Source organism: Mycobacterium sp. RTGN5, assembly GCF_033804465.1.
Lineage (GTDB): Bacteria > Actinomycetota > Actinomycetes > Mycobacteriales > Mycobacteriaceae > Mycobacterium.
Genome location: NZ_JAPZLA010000001.1, coordinates 1,828,287 through 1,847,594 on the forward strand (window position 1 = coordinate 1,828,287; position 19,308 = coordinate 1,847,594).

15 protein-coding genes and 1 other RNA gene are annotated in these 19,308 nt (G+C 61.9%); 11 read left to right on the forward strand and 5 right to left on the reverse strand.

Annotated features, from left to right (window positions below; translation table 11 throughout):
- The first annotated feature begins 6 nt into the window (after positions 1–6).
- Positions 7–840, forward strand: coding sequence for a DMT family transporter (locus SLQ31_RS08955; RefSeq protein ID WP_319431552.1), 834 nt, complete (start codon positions 7–9; stop codon positions 838–840).
- On the opposite strand, the gene SLQ31_RS08960 is transcribed toward SLQ31_RS08955, so the two are convergent.
- From SLQ31_RS08960 to SLQ31_RS08970, 3 genes are read right to left on the reverse strand one after another with little or no spacing between them, the layout of a single operon-like run.
- Positions 837–2,018, reverse strand: a complete 1,182-nt coding sequence (locus SLQ31_RS08960; protein WP_319431553.1) for a sulfotransferase — start codon at positions 2,016–2,018, stop codon at positions 837–839. The two genes, SLQ31_RS08955 and SLQ31_RS08960, sit on opposite strands and share 4 nt — an antisense overlap.
- Complete coding sequence (locus SLQ31_RS08965; protein WP_319431555.1) at positions 2,015–3,097, reverse strand: DUF1214 domain-containing protein; 1,083 nt, start codon at positions 3,095–3,097, stop codon at positions 2,015–2,017. Before SLQ31_RS08965 ends, SLQ31_RS08960 begins: the two co-directional genes overlap by 4 nt.
- A gap of 7 nt (positions 3,098–3,104) precedes the next feature.
- Complete coding sequence (locus SLQ31_RS08970; protein WP_319431557.1) at positions 3,105–3,695, reverse strand: TetR family transcriptional regulator; 591 nt, start codon at positions 3,693–3,695, stop codon at positions 3,105–3,107.
- A 207-nt stretch (positions 3,696–3,902) separates the two neighbouring features.
- On the opposite strand from SLQ31_RS08970, the gene ssrA reads away from it, so the two are divergent.
- Positions 3,903–4,271, forward strand: a transfer-messenger RNA (tmRNA) gene (ssrA, locus tag SLQ31_RS08975).
- A gap of 13 nt (positions 4,272–4,284) precedes the next feature.
- Here the strand turns inward: ssrA and SLQ31_RS08980 are convergent.
- Positions 4,285–5,274, reverse strand: a complete 990-nt coding sequence (locus SLQ31_RS08980) for a tyrosine-type recombinase/integrase (protein WP_319431559.1) — start codon at positions 5,272–5,274, stop codon at positions 4,285–4,287.
- Positions 5,275–5,408: 134 nt separating this feature from the next.
- Positions 5,409–5,870, reverse strand: coding sequence for a helix-turn-helix transcriptional regulator (locus tag SLQ31_RS08985; protein WP_319431561.1), 462 nt, complete (start codon positions 5,868–5,870; stop codon positions 5,409–5,411).
- Between the two features lie 436 nt (positions 5,871–6,306).
- Between SLQ31_RS08985 and SLQ31_RS08990 the strand changes: the two genes are divergently transcribed.
- From SLQ31_RS08990 to SLQ31_RS09030, 9 genes are all read left to right on the forward strand, one after another.
- On the forward strand, positions 6,307–7,407 hold the full coding sequence (locus SLQ31_RS08990) for a bifunctional DNA primase/polymerase (RefSeq protein ID WP_319431563.1): 1,101 nt from the start codon (positions 6,307–6,309) through the stop codon (positions 7,405–7,407).
- A 1-nt stretch (position 7,408) separates the two neighbouring features.
- Entirely contained in the window at positions 7,409–8,977 is a 1,569-nt protein-coding gene (locus tag SLQ31_RS08995) for a YfjI family protein (protein WP_319431565.1), read from the forward strand.
- A gap of 136 nt (positions 8,978–9,113) precedes the next feature.
- Positions 9,114–9,686 carry a hypothetical protein gene (locus SLQ31_RS09000; protein ID WP_319431567.1) on the forward strand — a complete coding sequence of 191 codons (573 nt, stop codon included), beginning with the start codon at positions 9,114–9,116 and terminating at the stop codon, positions 9,684–9,686.
- Positions 9,687–10,075: 389 nt separating this feature from the next.
- A complete protein-coding gene (locus SLQ31_RS09005; protein WP_319431569.1) occupies positions 10,076–11,968 on the forward strand; it encodes a DUF5074 domain-containing protein in 1,893 nt (630 codons plus the stop codon).
- A gap of 247 nt (positions 11,969–12,215) precedes the next feature.
- On the forward strand, positions 12,216–12,965 hold the full coding sequence (locus tag SLQ31_RS09010) for a recombinase family protein (protein ID WP_319431571.1): 750 nt from the start codon (positions 12,216–12,218) through the stop codon (positions 12,963–12,965).
- A gap of 470 nt (positions 12,966–13,435) precedes the next feature.
- Complete coding sequence (locus tag SLQ31_RS09015; protein WP_319431573.1) at positions 13,436–14,398, forward strand: hypothetical protein; 963 nt, start codon at positions 13,436–13,438, stop codon at positions 14,396–14,398.
- Entirely contained in the window at positions 14,395–15,411 is a 1,017-nt protein-coding gene (locus SLQ31_RS09020; RefSeq protein ID WP_319431575.1) for a hypothetical protein, read from the forward strand. Before SLQ31_RS09015 ends, SLQ31_RS09020 begins: the two co-directional genes overlap by 4 nt.
- The gene (locus SLQ31_RS09025) at positions 15,408–17,405 is read left to right on the forward strand and encodes an AAA family ATPase (RefSeq protein WP_319431577.1); all 1,998 of its coding nucleotides are present in this window, start codon (positions 15,408–15,410) and stop codon (positions 17,403–17,405) included. The genes SLQ31_RS09020 and SLQ31_RS09025 overlap by 4 nt, the downstream gene beginning before the upstream one ends.
- 410 nt (positions 17,406–17,815) lie before the next feature.
- The gene (locus tag SLQ31_RS09030; protein ID WP_319431578.1) at positions 17,816–19,228 is read left to right on the forward strand and encodes a Fis family transcriptional regulator; all 1,413 of its coding nucleotides are present in this window, start codon (positions 17,816–17,818) and stop codon (positions 19,226–19,228) included.
- Positions 19,229–19,308 lie beyond the last annotated feature (80 nt).

A 19,308-nucleotide genomic window follows, 5' to 3' on the forward strand; every position in this document is an offset into this window, starting at 1 on the left:
GGGGTCGTGCTCGCGCTGGCCTCCGCAATCGGCTACGGCGTCAGCGATTTCGTCGGGGGCATCGCATCGCGACGAGTGGCCGCCCTACGGGTGGTTCTGCTCTCCTACCCGCTGGCGATGGTCCTGCTCGGCATCCTGGCGGCCGTCGTCGGCGGCACGATATCCACGCCCGCGGTGGTGTGGGGTCTGCTGTGCGGAGTGAGCCAGGCCTTCGGCGTGTGGTGGTTCTACGCCGCTCTGGGTGCCGGTCCGATCTCGGTGGTCTCGCCGTTGACGGCGGTCCTGGTGGCCGGCGTGCCGGTCAGCGTCGGACTCGCGATGGGGGAGCGGCCGGGCCTCGTGGCCGGCGTCGGTACCGTGCTGGCCCTGCTCGCCGTCGTGTTGGTCAGCCGCGAAGCCACCGACGAGGACGAGCGCCCGCACCGGTTCACCGCGAAAGTCGCCTGGCTGACCGTCGGCTCGGGTCTGGCGTTCGGGCTCAACTTCGTTCTCATCCACCAGGCTCCGGTCGATGCCCACCTTTGGCCGTTGTTCTTCGCGCGGGTGTCGGCGACGGCCGTCGTGGTTGTGGTGGCCGCACTCACCGGGAATTTCCATGCGCCGCGTGGCTTTCCGCTGACGATGGCACTGGCGGCAGCGGTGCTGGACACCGGCGCCAACGTGGCGATGTTGCTGGCGTTGCAGGCTTCGATGCTGTCGCTGGCCAGCGTGCTGATGTCGCTTTACCCTGCGGCGACCGTGCTGCTGGCCATCGTGGTGCTGCGTGAGCGGGTCACCCGCTGGCAGGCGCTGGGCATGGTGCTGGCGCTGGTCGCCGTCGGGTTGATTTCGATCCGCTAGCGCAGCGTTTCGCTGGGCACGTCGTAGCGCTCTTGGTAGGCGCGGACTTTCTCCCGCAATTTGGTGGCATTCAGTCCGGTATCGGCCCAGGTGTAGCGGTTGCCGCCGCCGTCGCCCGGGTGGGCCGAAAGATGGTCGCGCATGCGCTGTTCGGCAATCGGTGTGAGATCCCGGCCCAGTCGGGCGTAGATCGTGTTGATCGTCGCCAACGGGTCGCTCATGAAATCGGCGAAGCGCACGTTGATGATCCGATCCGGCCCGACGACGCCCTCGTCCGCCCAGGTCATCAAGCGGTCGAGACCGAGGATGTTCTCGGCGGCGCATTGTCCCGCCGCGCGTTCAACGGTCGCGTTGTCGCTAGCCAGCTTCTGCAAATGCGCGATCAGCGCGCTGATCGATGAGATCACCACCAACGGATCACGGTGCGTCTGAACCAGAATCGCATCGGGATACTCGGCCAACAACTTGTCGAGGGTCCAGAGGTGCGCGGGGCTCTTCAGCAGCCACTGACCGGGCACACCGGACTGCAGATGCTGCAGATACTGTCGGTGGTAGCGATAGGCGGCGCCGTGGTCGGCCTCGTACATCAGCCAGTGTTGGTAATTCGGCATGCGGTATTGCGTGGGAAAGATCATGCTGCAGAACGTGCCACCGGTGATCCGCACGCACTCCTGGCCGCCCCGCGCGCTCATCGGGTGGAACTTCATGAAGCCGGGCATCAACTGCTCGACCATCTCCAGTTGCGCCTGAGTTTCGGCGATCCGCGGATCGGTCTCGTAGGTCTCGGGCGTCGGCACCGGGAAGGGCTGGTCGACCTCCCACGTCAACGGGGCCCGCAGGTCGGGATCCTGGGCGAGCAGGTCGTAAAGAATGGTGGTGCCGGTGCGCGGCTGGCCGAGAATGAAGATCGGCCGCTCGATCCGCTGCTCGGCAATCTCGGGATGTTCCTTGCGCCAGGCGGTGATCTGCAGTCGATTGCGCAGCGGAACAACGATGTCCCCCGCGGCGATCTCCACACCCAGCGGAGACAGATCGGCCTCGGTGACGAGGTCGTCGAGCACCCGGGACAGGTTCTCCCGCCAGCCGTCGTCCGCACCGAAGTCGTCGCTGCCGGCCAACTCACAGGCCTGCTCGATCAGCTTCTCCGGATCAAGCCGGGCCTGCACCGCACTGGTCATCGCTGAACCTCCCTCTCCAGCAGGCGAACTGTCACATCAGGGGCATTCGGGTTGTCCAGCCAGCGCACGATCATGAAACCCCGTCGACGTCCGCCGGTGTCCAGCCAGTAGCCGTCACCGATGTCTTCGGCGCCGATCGTCAGGCGGACGAATCCGTCCGGGTCGGCGCTGACGCCCTTATTCGTCACCGAGCTGGTGCGTACCAATGGCTCGAGGCATTCGTGCCAGATGCTCTCCAAAGTGACTGACCAATACCGGGTTTCGGGCGGTTGAAAGGTCAATTGCAGGCTCTGGTGCGGCTCGAGGTCGAACATGCCGAGCATGTAGAGGTTGTCCGGGGTGGTGTTCTCGCCGCCCAGATTCTCCGCGCCCGAGGTGATCAGGATGTTGGGGGTGTCCAGCAAGTCGGGCCGTACGGTGCGGTGCAGGGTGGTGAGCTTGACGATCGTCCAGCCCATCGCGGTGAGCTGGCCGGCCAGTGCCTCGTCGGTCAGCGGTCCGGGCGGCGGTGCCTCGCCGATGAGGGAGACATCAAGCTGCGCAGGGATTTCGGTGGACGGGTCGCCGACGTAGTCGCGCACGACGATCGAGGTGGCGTCGTCGGGGATTTCGATCCACTGGGCGCCGGCCAGATCGCTATCGGCCGGGCGGGCGGCGGCGAAGACGACGTTGAACCGGCCACCGTCATCGACGACCAGATCACGGTCGGACAGGTAGTTGCTCATCCGGCGCGGGTTCATCCCGGTGCCGGCCAAGACCTGCAGGCCCAGATAGGCCGACGTGCCGCGGGTTCCGGTCACGCGATAAGCCCGGTCGCCGCTGATCATGGCCAACGGATAGGAGCCGTGCGGATTGGGTCCGCCGACGAGGCGGACCGGCGTGCTCATGTCGACGAAGTGCGGATGGTCCGGGTCGACGTCCACCGACAGTTCGGTGCACAGCGCCGTCACGCGATTGAGCACGCGCAGCCCCTCGAGCAACTCGCGCTCGTCGCGGGCGTCCGCGGTGATCTGGCCGGTCAGGTCGTCGAGGACCTTGCGGACGAATCCCCATGCCTCCAGCGACTTTTCGCCACTCATCTGCTCCTCATTCCTGGTTTGGGCACGGGGCCATTGAGTTGACCGCGCGGGAGATCCGGTCGGACAGCGATCCGCCGTCGCGTAGCCAGTCGTCGATAGAGATCCGGACCGAGGCCATCGCCAGCGCACCGATCAGCCGCGGGCGTGGGTCGTCGACCGTCAGGTCGGGCAGCCGGGGAGTGATCACCTCGGCGATGGCGGTCTCGAAGTTCAGGTAGCACAGCAGGGTCCAGGCGCGCAGGCTCAGCGAGTCGCGGGTCTGGCGCTCGATCTCGGCGATGTTCTGCTCGACGAGCTCAAAGCCCGGGGTGAGCTCCGCGAACGCTGCCGCCAGCGCCTCGTTGACGGACAGCTCCGAGGGTTGGCGGCGCAGGGCGTCGGTGATCGCAGCGATCCAGGTGGCGGTGAAGCCCTCGGCGACCGCATATTCCTTGGACTCGAAGTATCGGAAGAACGTCGCGCGGGCAACGTCGGCCGCTTCGGCGATCTGGTCGGCAGTGGTGGCGCTCAGCCCGTTGCGCGAGACCAGTTGCGCGGCCGCGGTGGCGATGCGCTCGCGTGTTCGCTGCCGCTTCCGAACCCGCAGACTTTCAGACACCGTCTCACTATAGACAGAGTCTCATTTTCTGGGAGGAGTTTTCGGGGACTTCGCGCCGAGCATCACTCCAGAGTCACGTTCGGCGCTCAACGTGGCTCTGGGGTGACGTTCGGCGGGGCAATCTCGACGCGTGGATTAATGCACTTCAGTCCGCGGTTGTAACTCGCGTAGCATGGGATGTCCGGCCGTACCTCGGCCGGGGTGCGAGGGGCTGAACGGTTTCGACTTCGCGCATCGAATCAAGGGAAGCGTGCCGGTGCAGGCAAAGACCACCGTAAGCGTCGTTGCAAACCAATTAAGCGCCGATTCCAATCAGCGCGACTACGCTCTCGCTGCCTAAGCGATAGCTGGTCCGTCAGACCGGGAGTGCCCTCGACCCGGACCCTGGCGTCATCAAGAGGGACAAACCGTTAAGTCCGGTCGCGGGATTCAGCGGGAAATCAAACAGCGACTGGGATCGTCATCCTGACTTGTTCGCGTGAGCAGGAGATCCAAGTAGAGACATAGCGAACTGCGCACGGAGAAGCCTTGAGGGAATGCCGTAGGACCCGGGTTCAATTCCCGGCAGCTCCACAAGGGTATAGGCAGGTCAGGGAGCATTTTTTCCCTGGCCTGCTTCCTTTTTGGGCATATTTTGGGCACACCCCGATACCAGGTCGTCCATCTTGTCGGCTATGTCGTCAAGGTCGTCAGGAAACAGGTGGCCGTACTGATCGAGTGTCATGGTCGCCGACTTGTGGCCCAACTGGGCCTGCACCGTCTTCACGTTGGCGCCGCTGGCGATCATCAACGACGCCGCCGTATGCCGTAGCTCGTGGACAGTCACCCGAGGGAACTTCTCATCGTCCGCCTGGCAGCGCTTGACCGCTGCGCCGAACCAATGCGTTGTGGTTGGTGGTCGCAACGGCTGCCCATCGGCGCGAGACCACAAGAGCTCATCAGGGGCTTTGCCGACCATCGCCGGCGCCAACAGCTTGAGCACCGATGCTGATGCCGCCACCGATCGGGCCTGGTGTGTCTTGGTTGTGCCAATGATGGTCTTGGAATTCACCTTCGATGCTGAGCGCTCGACGCGGATGCGGCCACGTCCGAGGTCGATGTCGCGGACCCGCAACGCCGCCATTTCGCCCCACCGAAGTCCTGTCGTCGCAAGCAGCAAAACGATGTCAGGATGTTTGGATTCGTAGGCCAATGCCGACGCTTGCGTGGCGGTCAAGTAGTTACGAGCCTTCGGGGTCTTGCGGGGAAGCTTGACACCTCTGGCCGGATTGGTCGCCAGTCGACGGTCGGCCACGGCATCGTCCAGGATGCCTGCGAGCACGGTATGGGCGTGGGCCACGGACGATGCCGAGAGCTTCAACTCGGCAACCCACTTTTGGACTTCGGTTGGACGAATGTCAGCGATGCGACGGCGGCCCCATTTCGGTTCGACGTGGACACGCCACACCGATTCCAGTCGCGCCGACCAGCTGGCTTTATGGTGCACCTGCCGAGTCAGCCATTCCCTACCCAACTCGCCGACGGTGACCTGACCAAGCGACGGCGCAACGTAACTGCCGGTGAGCTTCTCGACTTCCACTGTGTTAGCGAAGGCTTCGGCGGCTCGCTTGGTGGCGAACCCGCGCTTCTTCGTTTGTGTGTGCTGGGGTGTCCGGTATCGGACCATGTAACGGGTTGCACCCGTTGCGGTTTGGTACCTCTCAATCGTTGCCATCAGTTGCCCTGTTTCGTTGATGGTGTGGATATTTCAAACCTCAGGGCGGGCGGAGGAACGGACCGTGCTACCCACATCGGACTTGTGACCCATGAGGCCAGGTGCTTGGTCGGGTGCACCTGAGCCGTAAGCCATCCCCAAAGCAACTCTGCGGTGGTGCCTTTCGGCAATCCGGTGGTTTCGACTTCGGAATCGTCCCATTCAGTGGTTGTCACTTCGGGCATGAGCAGCGTGGCCGGTGACACCTCAAGTGCGACCGCAATCGCCATGAGGTCATCGACATCGACGCGCCGCGTTCCCCGCTCGATCTTGTCGAGTGCAGTATGCGGGAGCGGACGACCGGCGTCGGCGAGGCGAGCCGCCAGGGCGCGTAGACCCAGATTCTGTCCTTCGCGGAGTCGCTTGATGTTGGCAGCGACGGTCTCAGCGGTCGGTCCCCGCTGTACGGCATGTGTACCCATGTTGCTGACACTACGTCATCAAGACGTCCTTGCGCCACTGGGATCTATTGTGCTCAAATGATGTCATCATAAATGTAACGAGTCGTACCTATTTTGGGTACGAGCCGGACGGCCCCACAGATAGGACTCTCATGGAACACCCGAAGCTGGACGACGACGGGACCGATGGCTTGATACCAGCATCAAAGATGCCGTCGCTGTTTCCCGGTACAACAGCCCAAACCTGGGCAGCACTGCGGCACAAGGGGAATGGCCCGGTGTTTGTGAAGGTAACGCGCAGGGTGTACTACCGCCGTTGCGACGTGGACACGTGGCTTGACCGGAACCGCAAGGTGCGTACCGACGAATACGCATCATGAGCCGTTCTCGCGCATCGTCAACCCACGCTTCGATGGCTGAAGCGTTTGACCAAGAACGAGATTGAGGGGGCCGCAGCATGACCGCGAAACTAAGTAAGCAGACCGGATCGGGGTCGGCAGCGCCGACAACCCTCACCGCTGAAGTCGGCAGATCGGACGCTACCGCCCGTGTGCGACGCGATGAGTGCACGCAAACGGAGGTATTACGCGTTGAAGCCAACGCGATCCGCGAGCTCCGTGCCACAGTTCTGGGTACCGACGACATCGGCACTCACGCGATCGAGTACGGCGTCAACAACTGGCCGAACATGCCGCTTAACGGCAAGCTCCCGGCGATTCCGAATCCGCACCCCAAGGGAAGCCGCGAACGCCAGGAATGCCACGGAGAGTGCGGCCTCCACGGTCACGGCCTGTACGACGCTACTACCGACGTCGCGATCATCGCCTCATGGTGGGGTGGCCGTTACGCGGGCTGCAACGTCGGCGGCCGAGTACCCCAGACCATGTTCGTGATCGATGTCGACCCGCGCAACGGCGGCCTCGAATCGGTTGCAGCACTGGAGAAGCAACATGGCAGGCTACCGGAGACCTTGACGACGCTTTCAGGGCGCGGTGACGGCGGTTGCCATCGCTTCTACCGGCGACCTCCTGGCAAGCTGTCCCATAAGCGTCTGGGCCCCGGCATAGACGTCAAGACGTCGAACGGCTATGTGGTGCTGCCACCGTCGATTCACCCCGATACCGGGCGCCCCTACGTGAGGGTCGATGCCCCGGTCGCCGCACCACCGGTCTGGCTCACAGACCTGTTGAGGTTCGAGGCGCTCAAGACCCCATCGCGCGAACCCCGACTACCGTCGGCTTTCCGCAGCGGCTTTTCAATCGCCGAAGAGTTCACCGCTGGCACTTCCTGGTTCGACATACTGACTCCACACGGCTGGATTTGCCGTGACCTCGACCCTGATGCCGACGGAGCCCGCTGGCTGCACCCAACACACACGTCCTCGTGCTCGGCTACTGTCCGCAACGGCTGCCTGTTCATCTACAGCCCCAATACCGTCTTCGACGTCACCGAACCCGGATATCCACGCGGGTACACCAAGTTTCGGGCCTATGCGCTGCTCAATTGCGACGGCGATCTGTCCGCAGCAGTCCGCGTCATGAGCCGGAAGGTGGCATGAATTGATCGACGCAGACACCGTCGAGTCGATGCCGGAAGAGGATGACGACCGGCCCAATGCTGATCCGATTCCTTTGACCCAAACGGTAGAAATGCCGCAGTTCCCAGTGGATGCGTATCCCGAACCGTTCGCGAACATGGTTCAGGCCGTCAGTGTGGCGACCCAGACCGATCCGGCGATGGCAGCCGTTTCGGCCCTATCGGCCCTTTCGGCATGTACTGGTGGCCATGCCGAGATCGAAATTCGGCACGGCTGGCGTGAACCTCTGAACGTCTATACGGCGACGGTAGCGGGTCCTGGGGAACGCAAGTCGTCGGTCCAGTTGTCCATGACGCGCCCGATCCTGGACGTCGAAGAACGACTCGCGGCTGAAGGCACCGGCGCAGCACTGGAGGCCGAGACCCGAAAGCAAGTTGCCGTCAAGATTGCGGAGAAGATACGCAACACCGCTGCCGCCGCCCAGAAGGGGAATCAGGACAAGGCGTTGGCTGACGCGATCGCAGCAGCCAGATTCGCCGATGACATCACGATTCCGGCGATCCCTCGGTTGATCGCTGATGACGTGACCCCGGAGGCAGCAGCATCGCTGATCGCCGAACAAGGTGGCCGCCTCGCGATCATTTCCGCAGAGGGAGGGATATTCGACATCATTGCCGGTCGGTATTCCAAGTCCGTACCGAACATGGATCTGTGGCTCAAGGGTCACTCCGGTGACCCGCTTAAGGTCGATCGCAAGGGACGGGCGCCGGAGTACGTTCGACGTCCCGCGCTGACGCTCGGTCTGATGATCCAGCCGTTGGTCCTGTCTGCTGTCGCCGGTAATCGTGAGTTCCGAGGCCGAGGCTTGCTCGCTCGAATTCTCTTTGCCTTTCCGGTCTCTAAAGTCGGGCGCCGCAAGATCGCCCCCGCCCCAGTCGACCCGTTGATCGAGAAGGCTTACGACAAGGCGATAGCCGACCTTGCTACGGGAATGGTCGACCGGATAGGTGAGCCCACGATCCTGACGCTCACCGACGGAGCCCAGGAGGAGATGCAGAACATCGAAACAGCCGTGGAACCCACCCTCGCTGGGGACGGTGAGCTAGCCGCACTGGCCGACTGGGGTGCCAAGTACTGCGGTGCAGTCGCGCGCATCGCGGGAATGCTTCACTTGGCCGAGCACGGTCCTGTCGACGGGCCGCGAACCGAGGTGACGGCTACGACGGTGCGGGCGGCTTCGCGGATCGGGGATTACTTCAAGGCCGCCGCGATCCACGCCTTCATTCAGATGGGTAACGATGTAGGTACCGCTGACGCTGTCTACCTCCTGGAGCGGCTCCACCATCTCGGCATGGACGAGGTGTCGGAGCGTGACCTGCAGCGAGCTGCTAAGCGGTTGAGGACAAAGCAAGACCTCCGGCTCGCGGTGGGTCGGTTGGTCGACCACGGGTACCTAGTTCGACTACCCGCTCCACCGCCAACCGGGGGACGCCCAGCTTCCGCGCACTATGCGGTGACAAAAGGGCCAGAAGGGCCAAAAGGTAGCGACAGAAAGACTTCTGGCCCTTCTGACCCTTCTGTCCCGCCATGACAACACCGACAACGACAAAAAACCGCGGCTCCACCACAACTGCCGACACCTTCGGGCGTGGTCGAGACGGCGAATGGTGATTAACAGCCGGACCGTCAGCCACAACCTCTGGTACGGAAATCGAAAGGAAGCGAAGATGACTGACCCATCGAAGGCTGTACCTATCGACCGTTGGGAGCAGAGCCTCCATCCAGAGCGTCGTTGCACTGCGCACCGGAAGAACGGAGATCGGTGCAAGAACGCCGCTCGAATGGGGACCAGCGTGTGTGATTTCCACGGAGCCAAGGCGCCGCAAGTTAAGCGCAAAGCGCGGCAGCGCATCGAGGAAGCGGCCGATCGGATGGCGTGCGAACTGTTGAAGATGGCGACCGACGACAACGTCGCTGACTCGGTCAAGCTTGCGGCGATCCGGGATGCCCTTGACCGTGCTGGATTGTCGGCCAAGACTGCCGTGGAAATGGAGGTCGGACCGCCCAAACCGTGGGAGCAGATCTTGGGTGGGCTCACCGAGGTGGTCGGGGGTTCACGTGCCGAGTTCCGACGAACGCAAGGTATCCCCGATTTTTCCGATCTGACGCCTACTGCAGTGGAGTCAGCCCGCGAACTGCCACCCGCCCAGGGCGATCGAACAGTTGCTGAGATCGTTGACGGTTCGAATGAGGCGATCGCCAACGCGAGGAGCGGACGGACAATTCGCCGCCCTCGCTGATACCGAGCCCGGTCGCTGCCGTCGGTTGCATGAGGATGCAAGAAACGTACCGATATTTGCTGGATTTACATGCCCGCGCTTCACAGCGATCTGATATACATCGTCCAGCGTTGTAACAGGAACCGGGGGCGGCTTTCATGGCGGGTGGGCATCGAATGAAGTCTTCGGCACCCAACAAGCACAGCAAGCGCCGGTACCGTGTTGGGCGCCGCGGTCTGACGCCTTACACGTGGCTGGGTGCCGGCGCGATCACCCTCGGGGTGGGCGCAGCCTTGGCGAGCGGATCAGGAGTGGCCCATGCTGACACCTCCCCGCCTAGTGGGGCGCAGCACGCGTCCAAAGCTGGCGAGAATGCCGACTCTGCAAAAGGTCCTGGTTCGGCGACTGGTGTGTCGAAACGTGCGGCCGCCGCAACCCGTCGGGCCAACGTCGATGCAATAGGCAACCAGCCGCCGCTGACCTCCCGTGTGGCGAAAAGCTCTGCTGCAGAAATACTTTCGGTCTCGCCGACAGTCGTGAACGCCGCAGAAAATACCTCACCGCTTGCGAACGCCGGGAAAGCGACAACGACTTCCGGCGTCGCGGGTTTTCAACCTGCACCGAAGTCGCAGGCACCGCGGGTCGTTGCTGCCTCGACGATGACAAGTGCGACCGCGCTAGCTGCCGCCCCGTCGTTCGCCGAGATCATTCAATACACGTTTTCCAACAACCCTCCAACCGCTAACCCCGCGCAATCTGCTGGCCAGTCACCCACCGCGGTCGTCACGGGACACCTAAACGCCAACACGCAAACCGGTGCACCGCTGACATACACGCTTGCCCACGCACCCGCCAGGGGCAGCGTGGACATCGGCCCGGACGGCACCTACACCTACACTCCCGCCACAGATCTTGCCCTCAACGGCGGCACCGACACCTTTTCAGTCAGAATTGACAATGGCAGCGCCTACCGTATGACCGGAGTTGCCGGGGCAATCCAAAGGGTCTTGCATTCACTGGCACAGGCCATCGGGCTGAGCGGACGCGACGCAATCACAGTGACAGTCCCGGTCACCATCGCCGCGACCAACCTCCCGCCCACGGTCAGCGGCTACACATTGAACAGTCGCGACCCCAGCGGGGTGGTGACCGGAAAGGTCGACGCCACCGACCCCCGCAACCACCCCCTGACCTACAGCACCGCAGCCACCACGGCCAAGGGCAGTGTGACCATCGACGTCAACACCGGGGCGTTCACCTACACTCCCGGCGCTGCCGCCCGGCTAGCCGCCGCCCAAGCTGGGGCCACCGCGGCTGACAAGCACGATGAATTCACTATCACTGTGTCCAACAGCGACGGCGGCGTTGCGACCATCAAAGTGCCGGTAGCGATCAGGCCAGCCCCGACGGTAATCGCCACCATTCCCGTCGGCGATACCCCCCAAGGAGTGGCGGTCAGCCCGGACGGCACCCGTGCCTACGTCACCAACTATCAAGATGACAATTCTGTCTCGGTGATTGACACCGCCACCAACACTGTCACCACCACTGTCCCCGTGGGTTCCTACCCATACGGAGTGGCGGTCAGCCCGGACGGCACCCGTGCCTACGTCGCTAACTACACAGCCAGCTCCGCCAGCGGGACGGTGTCGGTTATCAACACCGCCACCGACACCGTTACCGCCACAATTATTCTCACGAGCGGCGCTTACCCTGTCGATGTAGCACTCAGTCGCGACGGCACCCACGCTTACACCGCTAACTTTCGCGGCAACTCCGTATCGGTGATCGACACCGCGACACGCAAAGTCACTGCCACTATCGCCGTAGGTTCCTTCCCAGAGGGGGTAACGGTCAGCCCAGACGGGACCCACGCCTACGTCAACAACATCAACAGCAAATCGGTGTCGGTGATTGACACCGTCACTAACACCGTCACAGCCACCATCTCTTTCGGCTATGCCCCGGAAGGAGTCGCGGTCAGCCCAGACGGGACCCGTGCCTACGTCACCAACTACGAAGGTGTCTCAGTGATTGACACCGCCACCAACACTGTCACCTCCACGATCCCCCTCGTCGCCTCTGGGGTGGAAGGAGTGGCGGTCAGCCGCGATGGCAGTTGCATCTATGTCACCCAGAAGAGTTCCCGCGGCACGGTATTGGTGATTGACACCGCCACCAACACTGTCATCTCCACCATCGCCGTGGGCTCGTTTCCGGACGAGGTGGTTGTTAGCCGCGACGGGACCCGGGCTTACGTGGCTAACACCGGTAGCGACACAGTGTCGGTGCTCTCAATCTGATTACGTAGCAGAGTGAAGCGGCGACTATTCAGATAGCGGGCAGGGCTGTGCGTTAAAACCATCTGATTAACCGCGGGTGGCCGATTTACTCCGTACGACGAACTTCCGTGCGGAGGGGCATTACCGGCGCAGAATCCATGCGCTGACGGTCAGAACGCCGGCAGATGAAATCGACCAACTGTCGCAACTGCGGCCGGCGAGTTCGCGAACCCGCCGGCCGAGCGATCAATAATATTGAGGACCATCAATGTTAAACTGTGTCGTGACTCGAAGACTGGTCTCCGAGGGAGCGGTGCGCCAACGGCGACGTCGTGCACGTGTTTGGGCTCCAACCGGGACTGTCGTCGCATATTTGCGAGTATCCACGTCCGAGCAGGCACTGTCTGGCCTTGGACTCGAAGCCCAACGCGCAGCAGTCGCTGTCTACGCTGAACGCAAGGGTCTAACGGTCGTGGCTGAGTACTGCGACGAGGGCCTGAGCGCGAAGTCCCTCAAGGGACGGCCGGCTGCGCGTGCGGCGCTCGAAGCCGTAGCCAGCTGCCGCGCCGCCGGACTGCTGGTGGCCAAGATGGATAGATTGAGTCGTTCGGTGGTTGACGGCGCGGGACTTATGGAACGGGCCGCGCGGGAAGGTTGGGCTCTACACTTCGCCGATCTCGACCTCGACACGAGCACACCGGCTGGAGAGATGGCGGCCAACATCATCATTTCCGGCTCGCAGTACGAGCGTCGGCTAATCAGCCAACGCACCCGAGACGCCCTGGCGGCCAAGCGCGCTCGGGGAGAGCGACTCGGCGCAGCGCCAGCACTACCGCTGGAGATCACGCGCCGGATAATCGCCGAGCGTTCCAACGGACGGACGTTTCAGGCGATCGCTGACGGGCTGATTGCCGACGGGATTCCCACCGCGAGAGGCAAAACTCTTTGGTTTCCGGCGACGATAAGGGCTGTGACGGTCAGCGACAATGCGGCCGCCCTTTGCCTAGGCCTCAGCTGATCTGCAATCACTGGATCCATGGCGGTCACCGGCGGGTAGGAAGTCCATGAATCGCCGAGCCTCCAACGCACGCAAGTTCGCTATGCCAGAATCGGCGGCGTGCGCAGTGCGGCGAGGCTACCCGACCCTATCCCCGCGCCCGCCGGGACCTGGTATGTGCTTCCTGAAACCAAAATGAAGTTCAGTGCGACACGAGTGGAGCATCCCTGGATTTTGGTGCGGGAATGGAGTGGGAGAACCGTGTTCGGTCACGGGTGCCCGCGCACATCAGGAAGATGTGACGACGGTATTCAGCATCCGCGTCATCAAGCCGGTCACGAACCATATTGCTATTTGGACCGGGGAGGGTGGGTGCTGCCCAATTCATACCGGCAGATCCGCAGTGAAGCACGACACGCTGGCTATAGATGCTGTTCCGAGGATGAGGCGTCCGATCTCGTAGAAAAGCTACGTCAGGTGATCCCCTCAACGTGACCGGCGACGAATTGCAGGCGTTACGCGACGAATACTCCTCCGACTGCATCGGCGGGTTGATCTACACGCGGATTCATGGACTCGTAAATAACCTCCTGTCTGGACGCGACCCAGCGGTTTACGCCCGGGGTTTTGGCGGGTCCGATGGGGGCCCTGACGTTATGCACGACTTCGTCATCGACGTGCTTATCGAGGAAGGGCAGCTTGACTACATATTCGCCGTTGCGCTGACGATCAACGACTTCGATCGCCTCGTCTACTTCCAGGCTCGCCGGTATCTTGCACGAACCCGTGTCCGGACGGTTGTAGACAACCTTATTGACAGAGCCCTTCGCATACTTCGAGCCGCAGATGATCTCGAGACGTCAATGATCGGCGACCGGGAACTGTTTGTTTCCGCTCAGGTCGGTCATGACCAGGCCGCAGTTGGCTCGGGAGGTCATCTCAACAGGGCAGTTGCTCTAGCAGCGGTTGTACCTAAACAGCACAGTGACGGCGACGAGAGAGCGCCCGTTGTCTACGCTGCGGAGGAGCTCGAACAGGTGTTACGAATACTCCTCGAGACGTATGGCGAGCCAATTGGGGTCACTGAGCTCGATGCGTTCTTCTCGAAGCTCTTGACAGCGTGGAAGCCAAGCTTCCTTGGTCTTGACAGTGGCCTAGAACCCACAGACCATGCCCTACTTGCGGAAGACGTGACCTTGGCGACGGACTTGGCGATCAGCTTGGCGGAGAGCTTCACCCCTCAAGAACGCGAGATTTTCGCGTTTAAGTACGCGAACCTCCCCGACCATGAGCTCGCCGCGCACTTGAACCTCAGCCGGCAATCACTTTCGCCGCGAAAGCTAGCGCTGTTCAGGCGCTTAGCAGACGAGTTGGGCGAGCTAGCTGACGAAGTGCAAGCAGCCGTCATCGAGCGAATTGCGGCGGTTGTCGCGCGCAAAAGGAGTGAGACGTGATTCCATCCGATATACGACGTGCCGCGCGGCGCAAACTCGCGGAGCAGCGAGCTCGCCTCGAGCCGAAGCGCGAGATCGCAATTGGTCACATCGTGAAGGTTCAGTCCTATCCCGACAGCGACGGCAGTCAAATTGCGCGACTGGCCGTAGTTGTGGCGGTGAATGAGGAGGACCAGACGATTCGGATTCTCCTCGCAGCGTCGGCAACAGAATTCGCGACGGATCTAGATCTAGTCGTTCCGCCGGAGGCCTCGGGACTGCCACACGACCTGCTCGTCCAAGGGGAGCTATACGGGACGATTTTCGAGGAACAAGTCGTCGCAAACGTCGCGACGCTTGATCCTGCGCTTGCGGTCGCGGCCGCTGCCGCCGTCGCGTCGGACGGCGAGTCGCTTGAGACACACGAGACTGGCTGGCCGCTGGGATCGGTTGGAGACCCACGCCGCACGTTCAAGGAACTCGAGCTCGATGAGCTCGACGCGGTCGTGCGCGAGTGGCGCCGGGCGACCGATGGTCTCGCCGCGGATCAGCGAATTCTTGACGTCAGCCTTCTTGTGCCTCCGCCGGTCGGTACCGATCCCGACGTTGCCGGCGAACTATTCGTCGAACTCCTAGATGTTGTTGACGAGCTCGGACCAGGAGAGATTGAGCTGCCGCGCGAGTGGCTGGACGACGAGATCCTGCTCGACGAGCTTCACAGGTGGCAGTCGGAGTTCGGACTGCCGGTCGCGCGCATCCTTGACCGCTATACCCTCGCCGCGGGGGACTCGGACGCCCCCTCGGGTGGTGAGCCGTCGGTGAGTGTCTCAGCTGAACCACGCGACCGCGCTGACCGGGTCGTTCAGCGGGTCCTGGATCGAAATGGAGCGGCCGGATCGGTCGTCGTCGACATCTACACAACGCGGGCTGAGTGGTGTCGGCGGCACGACAAGATGTTCATCAGAGAGCGAGTACGCTCGGGCGCTTTTGTCCGTGCGTTTGCCCGAATGCGCGAGGAGGCAACTGCCGCATGACCCGCATGACTCATGTTCCGATGACATGGATTTCGAAACTTCGGATCGAGAACTACAAGTCGATCGAATATGCTGACTTGGACCTGGGACCGTTGACGGTATTGGTCGGCGCGAACTCCGCGGGCAAGAGTTCTGTGCTTCAAACCCTCGTACTATTGAGCCAGATAGTCCGGGGGCGGTCGCAAAGCTCGGTTGTTAATCTTAACGGTGCCGAACTCCAGTTAGGAACGTTCGCCGACATCAAGCACTCGGCCAACAAGAAGTCAACGATCTCGTTATCTGTGGTTCTCAACGCGGATGAATTTGGGCCGGCGGCGCGACACATGCGACGAGGGCGACGCCAAAACATATCAATGCGCGAGACCCTGCGCTGGGGGCTCGTGTTGGGTCGTCCCGACTCAAAACAGATCGGCTCGGCTAAGGTCACGAAGCTGGAGCTTGAGACCGAGAGGCCAGCAGGCCTAATGCGGGCAGTCTTTACGCCTACGCGCGATAGGGAACGGCTCGAGGCTGCTGCGAGCCGCGATGAAAGGCTCGATCAGTACCGGGTCCGCGGGGAGCTAGCCTACCGAACGACAAGCGTCGACCCAAGCAAGGTCTACGACGCCCGCCTCTCCGGCCATTTCCAGGTTAGAGATCGACCCTACGGTCGTGTGGTGGTGGCGAGCAAGTCACCCGCCTCTCTTACGTATTTCTCCAATGTGGAGAATGGACTTCCGGATGGGATATTCGAGTTCACCCCGGACTCAGTCGAATTGGCGAGGGCCTGGCTGAATTGCGTTGAAGCGCCGCTGCGGATTTCAGGTAAGCTCGATACCACAGAGTGGAGCGAGGAGGCCACTTCACCCGACGAAGAGGGCGACTCTGCTCCCGAGCCTCCTGGCGAGATGATCGCTCTGCTCTTTCCCAGCTTCCGGACGTGGGTCGAGGCATTCGACCATGGCGATTCGCCTGAGGCTCTTTTGCCGCCCAACGACCTAGACCGCTTCACAGAACTCCTCAGCGAATTTCCGTTAAAGACCGACACCGTTGAAGAGAAACTGCCGCAAGCCTTGGCCAAGCGTCTAGAGCAAGAACGACCGCCGCGGGACACACTCACTTGGGGACCGAGAACTCGACTTATTGGAATGGCTGGCCTCCTCCACGAGCGGATGTCTACTGCGCTGTGGTATCTGGGGCCGCTTAGAGAAGATCCCAGTCCCGCGTATCGGCCTGGGCAAGGTGTCGGGATTGCGCGGCTGGGGCTGAAGGGCGAATACACGGTTCCTGAGCTTGAACGGTTTGGTTCGACCGAGATTGAGGCGCTGCTGCCGCCGAATCCCGGCGAACCCTTCTCCCTGCGCGTTTCCAATGACGAGCTCGTACATAGCGACCTGGATCGCCCGCCCGTGAAAACGTCTCTGAAAGACGCCGTCGACAGGTGGATGAATTATCTTGGAGTAGCGAGCGCAGTGCGGGTACGCGAAACAGGAAGAGCAGGTATCGAACTCGGGATTGTTGACAACCAAATTCCTACTGAGCGGAACCTAACGAATGTCGGTGTTGGGGTCAGCCAGCTCCTGCCAGTGGTGGTGACATGCCTACGGGCACAGCGGGGCGATGTCGTGCTGATAGAACAGCCTGAGTTACACCTACACCCTGCTCCGCAACAGGCTTTGGGAGATTTTCTACTGGCGATGTCTATGTCGGGAAGACAACTGATCATCGAAACGCATAGCGAGTATCTGATTAATCGCCTGCGTCTTCGCATAGCTGAGGATGACTCAGATTCGGACGCAATATCCGGCCTCGTCAAGATCATTTACGCCGAGCGGCGGAATGGGAAGACTCAATTTAGGCCGATCAAGCCCAATGCCTATGGTTCGTTTGACGATTGGCCTGAGGACTTCTTTGATCAAGCCCCTAAGGAGACCGAGAAAATCCTGCGCGCGGCGATGAAGAAACGGAAACTTCAACGAAGCCGATCGGAAGATCGTGACCGTTCCGTGGACTGACCTCATCCTATAGGGCGACGGCCAACGTCTGAACGAATCCCTTCGGAGTTCTCTGGGAAATGAGCGCATCCGGCACGCCGTAGTCGTGGTTGCAGCATGTTCCGGACCGCTGCAACGCGCAGCTGACAACCACTTCACCGGTACCGCACCGTTGCCGCATGACCGTTGCACCCAAAGTCACTGACGGGGCTTGTTCCGGAGTTCCGGTAGCACCTGTGGCCGTCGCTCCGCCCGAGAGTTTGGAGCCGCACCCGATGGGTGTCATCCAGTGATCGACGGAGTGTCCTGACGCACGGCGTTTACACCCGGTGGTCTACGCCTCCTTGATGTTGACGGAGGGGAATTGCGCGCACCAACTAGCCGAGGTGCTGAACACCCATGAGGTCGATTAGCGAGGGCAAGGAGGACAAATGAGCAGCAGCTGTCACGCCCATCTCGACTGCGACCAGTCCGCCGTAGTTATTGAGAACCTGACCGTGAGAGATAAGGATGTCGCGCGTGAGGCCCAACGCTGGACCGCCGGCGAGCGGGGACCCGTGGTCGATGACCCCGCTGCTCTCGCCGCCGCCGATCTGACTGCGTTTGTCACCGAAGCAGTCAAGATTGGTGCGCACGCCCTCTCCGCAACGGGCCAGTCCCAGGACGCGCGTGCTCTGGAATTGATGGTCAAGGAGGTAGGGGAGAAGGCCGAGAATTCTACGACGAAAGCGGCCGAGCTCACCGAGCGTGCAGTGACGGCGGCAACGGAGACTGTGGCCAAGGCAGCCAAGGACGCTAAGACGGCGATCGTCGAAGCGGATGCAGCGAGCCGCAAGGAATTCGTCGAAGCAGTGGCGGCCGCCAAGGAGGACCTCACTGTCGAGGTCCGTCGGATATTCGGCGGCGATAGCCCCGAGCTTCTGGAGCGCTTGCGGCCGTTGCTGGACAAATTCGGTACAGACCTCGACGCAAAGTCGAGGGCCGGCGCCACCGAGCTTCTGGAGAAGGCCGTCAAACAGTTTGACCCGAGTGACCCCACCTCGCCGATGGCGAAGCACGCGGCGGATCTCACCACGCGACAGCGTGAGCTGACCGAGCTGATCGACAAGAATCACGATCAGCTTGACAAGAAGCTCGACGACTTAACCGTGGCGCTTAAGCTCCAGGAAGCGCGCACAAGCCTGTCAAAGGTCACGCCGATCAAGGGCGACACCTTTGAGAACCAAGTCAACGTCGTTGTCTCGGAAATTGCGGCCGGACTCGGTGACGAATACGTCGACACTCGAGCGACGGTCGGGAGCCTCTCTAGATCGAAGAAGGGGGACGGCGTGCTCACCGTTGACGGCGGCGCGGCCCGCGTCGTGCTCGAGATGACGGACTCGGCTCGTACGGGGTGGGCAGAGTATCTCAACGAGGCCGAACGTAATCGCCAAGCCGTTGCCGCGTTGGGGCTCGTTCGGACTACTGATCAGAATGGCGGTCAATCAATCCGCGTCCTCGGTCCGCGCCGAATCGTGTTGGCATTCGATCCCATGTCGGACGATCCGGACCTGGTGCGGACGGTTCTGATGCTCTTGCGAACCGCCGCGCTGGCCGCCCAATCCCGTCGGGGCGCCCCCCAGATGGCGACTGCCGAAGAGAAGATCACCGAGGCGGTCGCGCAACTTGAACGGCTCGAAGATGTGAAGAAGACGGCCGGCTCCATTCAGAAGAATGCGATGAAGATCGAAAGCTCCTGCACAGGGATTACTTCCAGCATCCAGCGATTGCTGACAGACGCGCTGGTTTCGCTGAACGAGGCTCGAGATGATGCGCCGAGAAGTCAGGCCGACGCTGTTGCTTGATTCCTATTGAGCCCGTCCAGTTGAAACGACAGGCTATCGCTCCTGCCAAACACGGCCATTTCATCCCAGGATGCGTGCCG

Bases quoted from the DNA above. Each gene is read 5' to 3' on its own strand.
- SLQ31_RS08960 (WP_319431553.1), bottom strand. From the start codon at position 2,018: ATGACCAGTGCGGTGCAGGCCCGGCTTGATCCGGAGAAGCTGATCGAG.
- SLQ31_RS09030 (WP_319431578.1), top strand. From the start codon at position 17,816: ATGAGCAGCAGCTGTCACGCCCATCTCGACTGCGACCAGTCCGCCGTA.
- SLQ31_RS08965 (WP_319431555.1), bottom strand. From the start codon at position 3,097: ATGAGTGGCGAAAAGTCGCTGGAGGCATGGGGATTCGTCCGCAAGGTC.
- SLQ31_RS09025 (WP_319431577.1), top strand. From the start codon at position 15,408: ATGACCCGCATGACTCATGTTCCGATGACATGGATTTCGAAACTTCGG.
- SLQ31_RS08990 (WP_319431563.1), top strand. From the start codon at position 6,307: ATGACCGCGAAACTAAGTAAGCAGACCGGATCGGGGTCGGCAGCGCCG.
- SLQ31_RS09000 (WP_319431567.1), top strand. From the start codon at position 9,114: ATGACTGACCCATCGAAGGCTGTACCTATCGACCGTTGGGAGCAGAGC.
- SLQ31_RS08985 (WP_319431561.1), bottom strand. From the start codon at position 5,870: ATGGGTACACATGCCGTACAGCGGGGACCGACCGCTGAGACCGTCGCT.
- SLQ31_RS09010 (WP_319431571.1), top strand. From the start codon at position 12,216: ATGTTAAACTGTGTCGTGACTCGAAGACTGGTCTCCGAGGGAGCGGTG.